Raw genomic sequence first — 12,927 nt, 5'->3', positions numbered from 1 at the left:
GTCACTCCGGCAGGGGGCGTCCGCGGTACAGCGCCTCGAAGGTGTCGAGCGTGCGACCGATGTCATGCACTTTCACGCCGTCGAGCGAGGCCTGCTGCATGCGTCGACGCTCGTCGGGGCCGGCCGTGAGGACGTCGGTCAGGCGAGCGGTCAGCTGGTCGACGTTTCCCGGCTCGAAGAGGTAGCCGTTCTCGCCGTCGTGCACGAGGTGCGGCAGCGCCACGGCGTCGGCGGCCACGATGGGGAGACCGGATGCCATCGCCTCCATCGTCGCGATCGACTGCAGCTCGGCGATCGAGGCGATCGCGAAGACGCTCGCCCGCGTGTACAGCGCGCGCAGGTCCTCTTCGGAGGCGTGACCGTGGAAGGTGACACGGTCCGAGACACCGAGCTGCTCGGCCAGCTGCTCGAGGTTGCGGCGCTGATCGCCGCCCCCGACGATGTCGAACGTCGTGTCGAGCGCGGGGTCGAGCCGGGCGAGCGCGCGCAGGATGACGTCGATCCCCTTCTCGGTGGTCAAGCGGCCGACGAACAGGATGCGGTTCGCCTCGCGCGGTTCGAAGTCGGGGGTGTAGTTCGACCGGTCGATGCCGCACGAGATCGGGATGACGCCGTGGACGTCGATCGTCGACTCGAGGAAGTCCGCGGCGCGGCGCGTGGGAGTGGTCACCGCCCGCGTGAGGGCGAACGTGCGCTTCGCGTCGGCCCACGCGAGCTTCACGAAGATGCGGTCGAGGAAGTCGGGCAGGGTCGTGAAATCGAGGATGTTCTCGGCCATCACGTGGTTGGTCGCGATGACCGGGATGCCGCGCTTGCGGGCCTCGCGCGCAAGGCCGCGGCCGATGATGATGTGCGACTGGATGTGCACCACGTCGGGCTTCACCTCGTCGAGCACCCGCCGGGCGTAGTGCTTGGACCGCCACGGGAGCACGAACGTGAGCCAGTCGTGCGGCAGGAAGCGCCACGACGGGAGTCGGTGCATCGTCAGGGGCTCGCCCTCGATCACCTCGGTGAACGTCCCGGCGTTGCCGCGACCCGCGCTCGGCGCCATGACGTGCACGTCGTGTCCGCGAGCGACGAGCCCCGCGGCGAGGCGCTCCGCGAAGCGGGCAGCACCGTTCACGTGCGGGAGGAAGGTGTCGGCTCCGATGAGGATCGTGAGGGGTCGATCGGCCGTGGGGTGGTCGGCGGGCGTCGCAGGAGTGGTCACGTGTGGTGAGGCCTATCTGTGCGGCGGAACAGGTCGCACGGTGCGGTGCATGCGAACGACCACTGTACCCGAGCGGTTTCGCAGCACCCCGGAGGCGGGGCGCGGGGCGGCACCGCTGCTCTGGGCAACGTGAGGAAGGCTGCTCAGCGCGCGTCGTCGAAGCGGACGGGGGCGACGGATTCCTCGTCGCCGGCGGCGCTCTCGAACTGCGACTGGTACAGACGCCAGTACGCGCCGTGGCCCGCGATCAGCTCCTCGTGCGTGCCCTGCTCGACGATGTCGCCGTGCTCCATCACGAGGATGAGGTCGGCGTCGCGGATCGTCGAAAGCCGGTGGGCGATGACGAACGACGTCCGGCCTGCGCGGAGCGCCGCCATGGCCTGCTGCAGCAGCAGCTCGGTACGCGTGTCAACCGACGAGGTGGCCTCGTCGAGGATCAGCACCGACGGCCGCGCCACGAACGCGCGGGCGATCGTGATGAGCTGCTTCTCTCCGGCCGAGACGTTCGCGGCGTCCTCGTCGAGCACCGTGTCGTAGCCCTCGGGCAACGAGTGCACGAACTGATCGACGCGGGTGGCGACGGCGGCCTCGACGATCTCATCGTCGGTGGCCGACTCGCGGCCGTAGCGGATGTTGTCGCGGATCGTGCCGGCGAACAGCCACGGATCCTGCAGCACCATGCCGGTGCGCGCGCGGACATCGTCGCGGCGGAGGTCGGCGATGTCTTGCCCGTCGAGCAGGATCCGCCCGCCGTCGAGCTCATAGAACCGCATGATGAGGTTCACCAGCGTCGTCTTGCCCGCTCCGGTCGGGCCGACGATCGCGACCGTCTGCCCCGGCTCCACGCGGAACGACAGGTCGCGGATGAGCGGCCGGTCGGGGGTGTACGAGAACCGGACCGACTCGAACTCGATGACGCCCCGCCCCTCGACGTGCGCGGGGGCATCGGCGGCATCCGGGTCCTGCTCGTCGGCGTCGAGCAGCGCGAACACGCGCTCGGCCGAGGCCGTTCCCGACTGCACGACCGCAGCCATGCCACCGAGCTGCGACAGCGGCTGCGTGAACTGCTGCGAGTACTGGATGAAGGCCTGCACGTCGCCGAGGCGGATCTGCCCACCCGCGACCATGACACCACCGAGTACCGCGATACCCACGTATGTGAGGTTTCCGACGAACATCATGCCCGGCATGATCATGCCGGAGAGGAACTGGGCCTTGAAGCTCGCTTCGAAGAGCTCGTCGTTCTCGACCTCGAACTTCTCGCGCGCGTCCTTCTCTCGGCCGTAGACCTTGACCAGCGCGTGACCCGAGAACGACTCCTCGACGCGGGCGTTCAGGCGGCCCACCTTCTTCCACTGCTCGCCGAACGCCTTCTGAGACTTCGGGCCGATGACGCCGAAGATCACGGCCATGAGCGGGAGCGAGACGAGGGCGACGAGGGCGAGCTGCCACGAGATCGTGAACATCATGATGAGGACGCCCACCACCGTCAGCACCGATGTCAGGGCGCTCGAGAGCGACTGCTGCATCGTCTGCGTGATGTTGTCGATGTCGTTGGTCACGCGCGAGATCAGCTCACCGCGCTGGACCTTGTCGAAGTACGACAGCGGCAGCCGGTTGATCTTGGCCTCGACGTCTTCGCGCAGACGCCACATGGTGCGCACCATGATCACGTTGATGACGTAGCCCTGGATCCACGACAGCAGCGACGAGCCGACGTAGATCGCGAGGACCGTCACGATGACCATGCGCAACGCATCGAAGTCGACGCCCGCGCCCACCTGGAAGTTCTGCATCGCGGACACGATGTTGGCGACGTCGCCCTGACCGGCCGAGCGCAGGCTCTCGACGACGACGTCCTTCGACGTGCCCGCGGGGAAGTTCTCGGCGAGTCCGCGCGAGACGACGCCCTCGAAGATGATGTTCGTGGCGTCGCCGAGGACGCGGGGCGCGAGCACCGCGAGCACGACGCCGGCGGCGCCGAGCACGGACACGAAGGTGAACGACCACGCGTGCGGACGCAGCAGACCGATGAGTCGCCGGAAGCTCGGGCCGAACGCGGCCGCCTTGCCCGGCGCGACGCTGTTCCAGTCGCCGGAACTCTGGCGAGCCTGTTCGGCGAGTTCGAGCTCGGCGCGGTCTTCTTCGGTGAGGGCGTCGGGAGTGCTCATGCTTCCACCCCCAGCTGCGACTCGACGATCTCACGGTACGTGGGGCTCGTGCGGAGGAGTTCGTCGTGCGTGCCGAGGCCCACCATGCGCCCGTCCTCGAGCACCACGATGCGGTCGGCCCCGGTGATCGTGGAGACGCGCTGCGCGACGACGACCTTGGTCACGTCGGGCAGTTCTTCCCATAGGGCTTTTCGCAATCGCGCATCGGTACTGAGGTCGAGCGCCGAGAACGAGTCGTCAAAGACGAGGACGCGCGGCCGGTGCACGATGGCCCGCGCGATCGCGAGGCGCTGTCGCTGGCCGCCCGAGACGTTGGTGCCGCCCTGGGCGATGCGGGCCTCGAGGCCACCCTCCATCTCGTGGACGAAGTCGCGCCCCTGCGCGATCTCGAGCGCACGCCAGAGCTCGTCGTCGGTCGCGTCCTCTCGACCGAAACGGAGGTTGGACGCGACCGTGCCGCTGAAGAGGAAGGGCCGCTGGGGCACGAGGCCGATCCCCCGCCACAGCTCGTCGAGGTCGGCCTCGCGCACGTCGACACCGCCGATGCGCACGGCACCGCCGGTGACGTCGAACAGGCGCGGGATCAGCGAGACGAGCGTGGTCTTTCCCGACCCCGTCGACCCGACGATCGCGACCGTCTCACCGGGAGCCGCGGCGAAGGTGATGCCGGACACGACCGGCGCCTCGGCACCCGGGTAGGCGAAGGCGACGTCGTCGAAGACCACTTCGCCCGGGGTGGGGAAGGTCGAGACGGGGTTCTCGGGGCGGACGAGAGTGGACTCGCTCTCGAGCACCTCGCCGATGCGCTCCGCCGAGACGGCGGCGCGCGGGATCATCACCGTCATGAAGCTCGCCATCAGGACGCCGCCGAGGATCTGCGCGACGTACTGGATGAACGCGAACAGTGTCCCGATCTCGACACCGCCGGCGTCGACCTGGATGCCGCCGAACCAGATGACACCGACCACGGTGACGTTCAGCACCAGCATCGCAAGCGGGAAGAGCAGCACGAAGAGCGAGCCCACCTTGCGGCCGACGACCATGATGTCGGTGTTGGCTCCGCGGAAGCGCTCTTCTTCGATGCGCTCGCGCACGAACGCCCGCACGACACGGACGCCGGTCAGCTGCTCGCGCAGGATGCGATTGACGGCGTCGAGCTTGACCTGGAAGCTCCGGAACAGCGGGACCATGCGCGCGATGATCAGGGCGACGGCGACGAGCAGCACGGGCACCGCGACGCCGATCAGCCAGCTCAGCCCCACGTCCTGCTGCAGCGCCATGATGATGCCGCCGATGGCGAGGAGCGGCGCGCTCACGAGCATCGTCGCGCCCATCATCGCCAGCATCTGCACCTGCTGGACGTCATTGGTGTTGCGAGTGATGAGGGAGCCGGCGCCGAACTGCGAGAGCTCGCGCTCCGAGAAGCCGCTCACGCGTTCGAAGATGTCGCGGCGGATGTCGCGGCCGGCCGCCATCGCCGCGCGGGCCGCGAAGTACGTCGCGATCACGGCCGCGAGGATCTGCCCCAGGGAGATGACGAGCATGATCGCGCCCCGCGACCAGATGTAGCCCGTGTCTCCGCGGGCGACGCCGAGATTGATGATGTCCGCGTTCAAGCGCGGCAGGTACAGCGTCGCGATGGCCGACGCGGCCTGGAAGGCGAGGATGCCGACGAGGAGCCAGCGGTACCGCGAGAGGTAGCGGGTCAGGAGCTTTCCGAGCACGGCGTTCTCCGGGTGTCAGGTCGGTGCGGCGCGACCGCCGCGGAACAAGAGTGGCACGAACCTCCGACACGGAGGGAGCGCTTCCGCCGACGGCGTACGCCTCCCTCGGCATCCCGGCATCCCGCCTCGTAGGCTGGGGCCATGCCTCGACTCCAGGCCGACGCCCCCGCCGCACGTTGGGTGCCCGTCACGGGCTCCCTGGGCTTCGGCGGGCGACGCCACCGCAAGGCCGCCATCCGGATGCTGCTGACCCAGGCGAACCGCGCGGCGGGGGCGACCGAACGCCCCGGCAGCGGGCTTTTCGCCTGGGTGGCGAGCCAGGCCGCCCCGCTCCTCATGCGACGGGCGGCCGGCCGCGTTCTCGTGTGGGTGTGGCGGGACGCGCCCGACATGCTGGTCGTCATGGCGCAGCTGCAAGAGGCCACCCCGCAGCTGCGCGCGGCCCGGGCCATGATGCCGATGGAGTACGACGACACCGAGTCGTTCCGCAATCCACACCTGGGCGTCGGCGAGAAGCTCGCGATGCCCCTGCCGTCCGATCCGCGCACCCCGCCGTTCGCGACCTACACGTGGGACACCGGCGCCCATTTCGTCACCGTCACGGCCGTGTGCGCCGAGAGGGAGCGGTTCGGCACGGTGATCGGCGCGGTCGACGACCTCGCCCGCACCCTCCGCGTCGTGGACGAGCTGCGCGTGGGCGAGTCCGCGACGGTGCTCCGGCTCGACCCGGCCTGAGCAGACGCGTCGATCGGCGCGGACGCTCGATCGGCGCGGCCCGCTGCCGCGGCATGACATCGCGCGCGCCCCCGGTCACCCGCGGTTCTGCGGAACGCTCCCGTCCGAGACCGGAGCGGGCAGGGCGGCCAACACGCGCTCGATGTCGGCACGGGTGGCGGGAAGCTGGTCCTCGTGCCCGCGGGTCACGCGCTCGAGCACCCACGATGCGAACGTCGCGGTGATGAGGCCCACGAGCACGACGCCGCTGAGCATCAGCAACACCGCCACGACGCGCCCCTGCACGGTGATCGGGGTGAAATCGCCGTAGCCCACGGTCGTGATCGTGCAGAACGCCCACCAGACGGCGTTGCCGAAGCTCGTGATGCTCGCCCCGGGCGCATGCCGCTCGGCGGAGAGGACGGCCAGAGACGCCTGCCAGATGAGGAGCAGGGCGACACCCGCGCCGTAGATGAGCATCTGGGCGCGAAGAGAGCTGCCCACGCTCTTGCTGAAGGATGCCAACCGCGTGAACGCGCCGAGGAGCCGCACCGGGCGCAGGGTCGGGAGGATCACGACGAGGACGTCGAAGAGGTGCGCGCGCACCCACCGCCGCTTCGGGCTGCTCAGCGACAGACGCACGAGGTAGTCGGTGATGAACATGACCCACGTCAGCGCGACGACCGCCGAGCAGACGATCGACCACACCCCGACGAGGTCGCCGATCACCTGGAAGGTGTAGGCGAAGAGGAAGGCCAGGGCGGCGATGGTGAGCGGCCAGTACGTCGCACGCCCCCACGCGACGCTCGCACGCGTCTCGCCCCTCCTGCCCGCGACCGCGCGACGGAACGGCCCCGCGGTCACCGCCGCGTCCTCACCCGGAGCGCTTGTCGTGGTCGAGCCCATGCATGAACTTTACGGCTCGGGATGCCGCCGGCCGCTCGACCCTCTGCGGGGTGATCCCGGGCGAACAGCGCCTCGCCGAACGCCCGCGGTCATCCCCCGCTCAGTCGTCGTGCGGGGTGTGCGGACGCCAGAGGACCACGTCGGTCGCCCGGCGCACGCGCGCCCCGTGGCGCAGCGTCACGACCGCCCCGGTGGCCCCGGCGGCGAACACGCGCGCCCCCGGACGCGACTGTCGCTCGGCCATGAGCTGGCGCTCGAGGTCGTTCACGCGTCGCGCGAGCTCGTGCACGCGCTCTTCGAGGGCCAGCAACCGCGCGATCGCGGGAAGGCTCATCCCCTCGCTCGAGAGACGCGCCACTTCCCGCAGCTGCTGCACGTGGCGGCTGGAGTACCGCCGCGACCCGCCCTGCGTGCGGGCGGGAACGACCAGACCGAGCCGGTCGTACTGCCGCAGCGTCTGCGGGTGCATGTTGGACAGCTCCGCCGCAACGGCGATCGCGAAGATCGGAGCGTCTTCGTCGAGTTCCCTGTCGGACACGGCCTCTCCTCTCTCGTCGATCGCCTGCTCCTGGCATCCGATCATCGCGGATGCCAGGAGCCCGGCATTACTGGCGCGCCTTGGACATCAGGTCGGCGCGGGGGTTTTCTTTGGGTTCGAGCGCGTGGAAGCGCTCGAGGGCTTCGCGGGCAGCATCGTCGAGGTGGTCGGGCACGGCCACCTGGACCTCGGCGAGGAGGTCGCCGGTGCCCTTGGACGAGTGGATGCCACGACCCTTGACTCGCAGCACCCGGCCCGACGGGGTGCCCGGGGCGACGCGAAGACGCACCGGGTCACCACCGAGCGTCGGCACTTCGATCGTCGCGCCCAGCGCCGCCTCGGTGAAGGTGACCGGGACGGTGAGCCGCAGGTTGAGGCCGTCGCGCGAGAAGACCGGGTGCGTGCGGACCGCGACCGTCACGACGATGTCGCCGCTCTCGCCGCCGTCCGGCGACGGGCGGCCCCGTCCGCGCAAACGGATCTTCTGGCCGTCCGACACCCCGGCGGGGATCTTCACCTTGAACGGGACGTTGTCCTCGCCCTGGAGCGTGATCGTCTCGCCCTTGGCGGCGGTGACGAAGTCGAGGGTCGTCCGGGCCGTCACGTCGGAACCGCGCTGCGGACCGCCGAAGCCGCGGTAACCGCCGGTCGTCTGACCGAACCGGCCCGACCCGAAACCACCGGGCTGCTGGCCGAACATCGAGAAGAAGTCGTCGAACCCACCGGGCGGGGGACCCGACGCACCGCCGCGTTGCTGACCGAAGCGGCTGAAGACGTCGTCGAAGCCGCCTCCGGCGCCCGATCCCGGGGCGGAGAAGCGCGCCCCCGAGCCCATGGCCCGGATCTGGTCGTACTCCTCGCGCTGCTCGGGGTCGTTCAGCACGGCGTACGCCTCGCTGATCTCTTTGAACTTGGCCTCGGCCTTCGCGTCACCCGGATTCGAGTCGGGGTGGTACTGGCGCGCGAGCTTGCGGTACGTCTTCTTGAGATCGGCTGCACTCACGCCCTTGTCGACGCCGAGGACCTTGTAGAAGTCCTTGTCGAACCAGTCCTGACTCGCCATGCGTCCTCCTACTCGGCCGGCACGGCCACGACGACCTTGGCCGGTCGCAGCTCGATCGAGCCGAGGCGGTAACCGACCTCGACGACCTCGAGGATCGTCGCTTCGGTCACGCCGGGGGTGGGCGCCTGGAAGATGGCCTCGTGCTGCTGCGGGTCGAAGGGCTCGCCAGCGGCGCCGTACGACACCACGCCGAGACGCTCGGCCACGGCGCGCACCTTGTCGCCGATGGCCGCGAAAGCGGTGCCCTCGACGAGGTCGCCGTGCTTGACCGCGCGGTCGAGGTCGTCCATGACGGGCAGCAGGCCCTTCACGGCCTCGCCCTTGGCGCGCTCGATCTCGCGTTCGCGCTGCTCCTCGGTACGCCGACGATAGTTGGCGTACTCCGCCTGCAGGCGCTTGAGATCGACCAGCAGCGAGGCCTCCTTGTCGGAGGACGCCCCCTCTGCGGCTGCCTCGTCGGTCTGCTCGGCACCGAGGATGTCCTCGATGGTCAGGCCCTCGGCATCCGGGGTCTGGTCCGACGGCGCGGGGCCGGAGGTGTTCTCCTCCGGCCCCGTCGTCTCGTCAGGACCGGCGCCCGAGCCCTGGGGCTGTTCGTCGTCCTTGTGTGCCATGGTTCTGTCGCTTACTTCTTGTCGTCGGTCGGCTCGTCGTCGACGACCTCGGCGTCGATCACGTCTTCCTCGGGGTTCGGCGTCTCACCGTTGCCGGGCTGACCGACGTTGGGGTCGGCCTGCTCGCCCTGGGCCTGCGACGAGGCGTAGATGGCCTCGCCGAGCTTGCCCTGGCTGGCGTTGAGCTTGTCGAACGCGGTCTTGACCGCGTCGTCGTCGTCGCCGGCGAGGGCCGTCTTGAGCGCGTCGACGTCGCCCTGGACCTCGGTCTTGACCTCTTCGGGCAGCTTGTCCTCGTTCTCCTTGATCAACTTCTCGATCGAGTACGACAGGGTCTCGGCCTGGTTGCGGGTCTCGGCGGACTCGCGGCGCTTCTTGTCCTCCGCCGCGTTCTCCTCGGCCTCGCGGACCATGCGCTCGATGTCCTCCTTGGGCAACGACGAGCCGCCCGTGATGGTCATCGACTGCTCCTTGCCGGTGCCCTTGTCCTTCGCGGACACGTGCACGATGCCGTTGGCGTCGATGTCGAAGGTGACCTCGACCTGCGGGATGCCACGGGGAGCCGGGGCGATACCCGTGAGCTCGAAGGTGCCCAGCGGCTTGTTGTCACGGGTGAACTCGCGCTCGCCCTGGAAGACCTGGATCGCGACCGACGGCTGGTTGTCGTCGGCGGTCGTGAAGGTCTCGCTGCGCTTGGTCGGGATGGCGGTGTTGCGCTCGATGAGCTTGGTCATGATGCCGCCCTTGGTCTCGATACCGAGGCTCAGGGGGGTGACGTCGATGAGGAGGACGTCCTTGCGCTCGCCCTTGAGGACACCGGCCTGCAGGGCAGCGCCCACGGCCACGACCTCGTCGGGGTTGACGCCCTTGTTGGCGTCGCGACCGGTCTCCTTCTTCACCAGCTCGGCGACCGCGGGCATGCGGGTCGAGCCGCCGACGAGCACGACGTGCGCGATGTCGTCGACCTTGACGCCGGCTTCGCGGATGACATCCGAGAAGGGCTTGCGGGTGCGGTCGAGGAGGTCCTTGGTGAGGTCCTCGAACTTGGCGCGCGTGAGGGTCTCGGACAGCGACACGGGACCCGAGTCGGTGAGCGAGAGGTAGGGCAGGTTGATGCTCGTCGACGTGGACGACGAGAGCTCCTTCTTGGCCTGCTCCGCGGCCTCCTTCAGACGCTGCAGGGCGATCTTGTCGCCCGAGACGTCGACACCGGTGGTGTCCTTGAACTGCTTGATGAGGTAGTCGACGACGCGCTGGTCCCAGTCGTCGCCGCCGAGGCGGTTGTCACCGGCCGTGGCACGCACCTGGATGGTCGAGAAGTCGTCGTCCTTGCCCACCTCGAGGAGCGAGACGTCGAACGTTCCGCCACCGAGGTCGAAGACGAGGATGAGCTCGTCCTCTTTGCCCTTGTCGAGGCCGTACGCGAGGGCCGCGGCGGTGGGCTCGTTGATGATGCGCAGGACGTTGAGGCCCGCGATCTCGCCGGCCTCCTTCGTGGCCTGACGCTCGGCGTCGTTGAAGTACGCGGGCACCGTGATGACGGCATCCGTCACCGAGTCGCCCAGGTACTCCTCGGCGTCGCGCTTGAGCTTCTGGAGGATGCGCGCCGAGATCTCTTGCGGCGTCCACTTCTTGCCGTCGACGTCGAAGCTCCACGTGGTGCCCATGTGGCGCTTCACGCTGGAGATGGTGCGGTCGACGTTGGTGACGGCCTGGCGCTTGGCGGTCTCGCCGACGAGCACCTCGCCGTCCTTGGTGAAGGCGACGACCGAAGGGGTAGTCCGGAAGCCTTCGGCGTTGGCGATGACCTTCGGCTCGCCACCCTCGAGCACGCTCACGACGGAGTTGGTCGTACCGAGGTCGATTCCCACTGCACGGGGCATATGTGTCTCCTTGATCATGAGCCGGACGGATGCCACGACTCGGTGTTGATGAAGTCTGCTCGCGGGTTGAGCCGCGATGACTCAAGGTTATCGCGGGACTTCCGGCGCGTCAAGCAGACTTGATATGAATCGGCTCAACTTCCGCGCGGCGCCTCGGGCTCTTGCCCGTGGCCCGGGGGCCACGCACGACGCCCCGGGGCCACGCAGAACGCCCCGACCGCGTGGCCACGCATCGACGCCCCCGCAACCACACAGGTCGCGAGGGCGTCAGAGGGATGCCGCGGGGTCAGTCGCGATCGCGATCGCGGCGCTGCGGCCGGTCGCTGCGCTTGGCGGAGCGGCCGCCCTGGTCGAGGCGCAGGTCGATGAGCTGGCCCGAGATGCGCGTGTCGGCGAGGCGGGCGATCGTGTCGCGCGAGAGGTCGGCCGGGAGCTCGACGAGCGAGAAGTCCTGGCGGATCTGGATCGCGCCGAAGTCGTTGCGGCGCAGGCCGCCCTCGTTCGCGAGCGCGCCCACGATCTGACGCGGCTCGACGCGCTGCCGGCGCCCCACCGCGATGCGGTACGTCGCGAAGCGCCCGTCGCGCTCGCGGCGCGGGCCGCCCTCGCGGTCCCCACCCCCGCGGGGCGCACGGTCGCGGTCGCGGTCGAAGCGCGGCTGCGAGATGGTCTCCTCTTCCATGAAGAGAGGAGTGTCGCCCTGCGCCACCACGGCGAGCGCCGCCGCCACGTCGGCCTCGGGAACGTCGTGGTGCGCGACATAGTGCGCCACGACGTCGCGGAACGTTGCGATCGCGGCGGTGTCTTCGAGGGCGGTGGTGATCGCGTCGTCGAAGCGCGTCAGGCGCGTGGCGTTGACGTCGTCGACGCTCGGCAGCGTCATCTCGGTGAGCGGCTGGCGCGTGGCCTTCTCGATCGCGGTGAGCATGCGGCGCTCGCGCGGGGTGACGAAGCTGATCGCGTCGCCGGTGCGGCCGGCACGGCCCGTGCGACCGATGCGGTGCACGTACGACTCGGTGTCGATCGGCAGGTCGTAGTTGACGACGTGGCTGATGCGCTCGACGTCGAGACCGCGCGCGGCGACGTCGGTGGCGACGAGGATGTCGAGCTTGCCCGACTTCAGCTGGTTCACGGTGCGCTCGCGCTGCACCTGGGCGACGTCGCCGTTGATCGCGGCCGCGGTGTATCCGCGGGCGCGCAGCTTCTCGGCGACCGTCTCGGTCTCGTTCTTCGTGCGGGTGAAGACGATCATGCCCTCGAAGTTCTCGACCTCGAGGATGCGCGTGAGGGCGTCGATCTTCTGCTGGTACGACACCACCAGGTAGCGCTGCGTGATGCTCGCCGAGGTCGTGGTCTTGGTCTTGACCGTGATCTCTTCGGGGTTGTTGAGGTACTGCGCCGAGATGCGGCGGATCTGCGCGGGCATGGTGGCCGAGAACAGCGCCACCTGCTTGTCGGACGGGGTGTCGGCGAGGATCGTCTCGACGTCCTCCGCGAAGCCCATCTTGAGCATCTCGTCGGCCTCGTCGAGCACGAGGTACTTCAGCTCGCTGAGGTCGAGCGTGCCCTTGTCGAGGTGGTCCATGATGCGGCCGGGGGTACCGACCACGATGTCGACGCCGCGGCGCAGGGCCGAGAGCTGCTGGCCGTAGCCCTGGCCACCGTAGACGGGGAGCACCGAGACGCCCTTGATGTGCGCGGCGTATTTCTCGAACGCCTCGCACACCTGCAGCGCGAGCTCGCGCGTGGGGGCGAGCACGAGGGCCTGGGGGTTCTTGTGGCCGGTCTCCATCTGCGAGAGCACCGGCAGAGCGAAAGCCGCGGTCTTGCCGGTACCGGTCTGGGCGAGGCCGACGACGTCGCGGCCCTGCAGGAGGACGGGGATGGTGGCGGCCTGGATGGCCGACGGGGTCTCGTAGCCGACGTCTTTGAGGGCCTTGAGCACAGCGGCATCCAGTCCCAGATCGGCGAACGTGAGCTGCTCGGGGGCGGTGTCCGCCTCGACGGAGGGGGCGGGGTTTTCGGATGCCATGACTCCACGGTAGTGCGCCACCCCGGGAAACCGCCGCTTGAGGGCACGGAAGGGTCTACCCTGAGCGGACGT

Annotated in this window: 10 protein-coding genes; 1 reads left to right on the top strand and 9 read right to left on the bottom strand. The window is 69.3% G+C overall.

From position 1 onward, the window contains the following. Window position 1: 1 nt before the first annotated feature. The 3 genes from AC3E6M_RS02175 to AC3E6M_RS02165 form a co-directional block, all read right to left on the bottom strand. The gene (locus tag AC3E6M_RS02175; RefSeq protein ID WP_490528930.1) at window positions 2-1,210 is read right to left on the bottom strand and encodes a glycosyltransferase; all 1,209 of its coding nucleotides are present in this window, start codon (window positions 1,208-1,210) and stop codon (window positions 2-4) included. Between the two features lie 143 nt (window positions 1,211-1,353). Next, window positions 1,354-3,381 carry an ABC transporter ATP-binding protein gene (locus AC3E6M_RS02170; RefSeq protein WP_138173934.1) on the bottom strand — a complete coding sequence of 676 codons (2,028 nt, stop codon included), beginning with the start codon at window positions 3,379-3,381 and terminating at the stop codon, window positions 1,354-1,356. After that, on the bottom strand, window positions 3,378-5,105 hold the full coding sequence (locus AC3E6M_RS02165; protein WP_138173932.1) for an ABC transporter ATP-binding protein: 1,728 nt from the start codon (window positions 5,103-5,105) through the stop codon (window positions 3,378-3,380). Before AC3E6M_RS02165 ends, AC3E6M_RS02170 begins: the two co-directional genes overlap by 4 nt. Window positions 5,106-5,246: 141 nt before the next feature. On the opposite strand from AC3E6M_RS02165, the gene AC3E6M_RS02160 reads away from it, so the two are divergent. Beyond that, entirely contained in the window at window positions 5,247-5,840 is a 594-nt protein-coding gene (locus AC3E6M_RS02160) for a hypothetical protein (RefSeq protein WP_138173930.1), read from the top strand. A 75-nt stretch (window positions 5,841-5,915) separates the two neighbouring features. Here AC3E6M_RS02160 and AC3E6M_RS02155 read toward each other — a convergent pair whose 3' ends face one another. The 6 genes from AC3E6M_RS02155 to AC3E6M_RS02130 all read right to left on the bottom strand — a co-directional run bounded on the left by AC3E6M_RS02155 (window position 5,916) and on the right by AC3E6M_RS02130 (window position 12,855). After that, entirely contained in the window at window positions 5,916-6,725 is an 810-nt protein-coding gene (locus tag AC3E6M_RS02155) for a potassium channel family protein (protein ID WP_490528929.1), read from the bottom strand. 100 nt (window positions 6,726-6,825) lie between these two features. After that, on the bottom strand, window positions 6,826-7,263 hold the full coding sequence (locus tag AC3E6M_RS02150; protein WP_138173926.1) for a heat shock protein transcriptional repressor HspR: 438 nt from the start codon (window positions 7,261-7,263) through the stop codon (window positions 6,826-6,828). A gap of 67 nt (window positions 7,264-7,330) precedes the next feature. Further along, complete coding sequence (locus AC3E6M_RS02145; RefSeq protein ID WP_490528928.1) at window positions 7,331-8,326, bottom strand: DnaJ C-terminal domain-containing protein; 996 nt, start codon at window positions 8,324-8,326, stop codon at window positions 7,331-7,333. Between the two features lie 8 nt (window positions 8,327-8,334). Further along, window positions 8,335-8,940 (bottom strand): nucleotide exchange factor GrpE, encoded by a 606-nt coding sequence (locus AC3E6M_RS02140; protein ID WP_138173922.1) that lies wholly within the window; start codon window positions 8,938-8,940, stop codon window positions 8,335-8,337. An 11-nt stretch (window positions 8,941-8,951) separates the two neighbouring features. Further along, entirely contained in the window at window positions 8,952-10,823 is a 1,872-nt protein-coding gene (dnaK, locus tag AC3E6M_RS02135) for a molecular chaperone DnaK (protein WP_138173920.1), read from the bottom strand. A gap of 286 nt (window positions 10,824-11,109) precedes the next feature. Continuing rightward, window positions 11,110-12,855 carry a DEAD/DEAH box helicase gene (locus tag AC3E6M_RS02130; protein WP_490528927.1) on the bottom strand — a complete coding sequence of 582 codons (1,746 nt, stop codon included), beginning with the start codon at window positions 12,853-12,855 and terminating at the stop codon, window positions 11,110-11,112. Window positions 12,856-12,927: the final 72 nt, after the last annotated feature.

This window comes from Microbacterium sp. SCPM-O-B-15248 (M128), from assembly GCF_058214835.1.
The sequence above is the reverse complement of the archived record's forward strand: the minus strand, read 5'-3'. Positions and strand labels throughout refer to the sequence as shown.

What these genes read in the sequence shown, in the direction of transcription:
- AC3E6M_RS02170 (WP_138173934.1), bottom strand. Translation starts at nt 3,381, where the DNA reads ATGAGCACTCCCGACGCCCTCACCGAAGAAGACCGCGCCGAGCTCGAA.
- AC3E6M_RS02160 (WP_138173930.1), top strand. Translation starts at nt 5,247, where the DNA reads ATGCCTCGACTCCAGGCCGACGCCCCCGCCGCACGTTGGGTGCCCGTC.
- AC3E6M_RS02155 (WP_490528929.1), bottom strand. Translation starts at nt 6,725, where the DNA reads ATGGGCTCGACCACGACAAGCGCTCCGGGTGAGGACGCGGCGGTGACC.
- AC3E6M_RS02145 (WP_490528928.1), bottom strand. Translation starts at nt 8,326, where the DNA reads ATGGCGAGTCAGGACTGGTTCGACAAGGACTTCTACAAGGTCCTCGGC.
- AC3E6M_RS02140 (WP_138173922.1), bottom strand. Translation starts at nt 8,940, where the DNA reads ATGGCACACAAGGACGACGAACAGCCCCAGGGCTCGGGCGCCGGTCCT.
- dnaK (WP_138173920.1), bottom strand. Translation starts at nt 10,823, where the DNA reads ATGCCCCGTGCAGTGGGAATCGACCTCGGTACGACCAACTCCGTCGTG.
- AC3E6M_RS02130 (WP_490528927.1), bottom strand. Translation starts at nt 12,855, where the DNA reads ATGGCATCCGAAAACCCCGCCCCCTCCGTCGAGGCGGACACCGCCCCC.